The 614-nt window shown below is 46.4% G+C and carries 1 protein-coding gene; it reads left to right on the forward strand.

Features of this window, described 5'->3' with window-relative positions; translation table 11 throughout:
• Positions 1–516, forward strand: a 516-nt coding sequence (locus R7E78_RS28080; RefSeq protein ID WP_318058880.1) for an asparagine synthase-related protein, incomplete at its 5' end; no start/stop codon positions are given.
• Positions 517–614: the final 98 nt, after the last annotated feature.

The following is a 614-nucleotide window of genomic DNA, read 5'->3' on the forward strand; positions in this document are numbered from 1 at the left end:
TTTGACTGTGCTCGTGCGAACAAATCGTTGGCGGCATGGGGCGTTGAAGGCCGTGTACCATTCTTGGATAAAGAGTTCATTGATGTCGCAATGCGCTTAAATCCTGCAGACAAAATGTGTGGCAACGGTAAGATGGAAAAACACATTCTTCGCGAATGTTTTGAGCATTACTTACCAGACTCAATCGCTTGGCGTCAAAAAGAGCAGTTTTCTGATGGCGTAGGTTACAGCTGGATTGACACTTTGAAGGCCGTAGCAGAAGAGAAAGTGACCGATCAACAGATGGAAACGGCTCAGTACCGCTTCCCATACAACACACCAACAACTAAAGAAGGTTACGTATACCGCGAAATTTTTGAGGAGTTGTTCCCATTACCATCAGCTGCAGAATGTGTACCAGGTGGTCCTTCTGTAGCGTGTTCATCAGCGAAAGCGATTGAGTGGGATGAGTCATTCAAGAACTGTGTTGACCCTTCAGGCCGTGCAGTGCAAACCGTTCACAACGACGCTTACTAAGCAGAATTGGGCTGGAGCAGCAATCCAGCCCAATTATTTAACTTGTTGACGTTAAGATCAAAAAGAGGTGCGTGCGCACCTCTTTTTTGTGTTGGTTG

It is taken from the genome of Vibrio sp. YT-19(2023) (genome assembly GCF_033337395.1).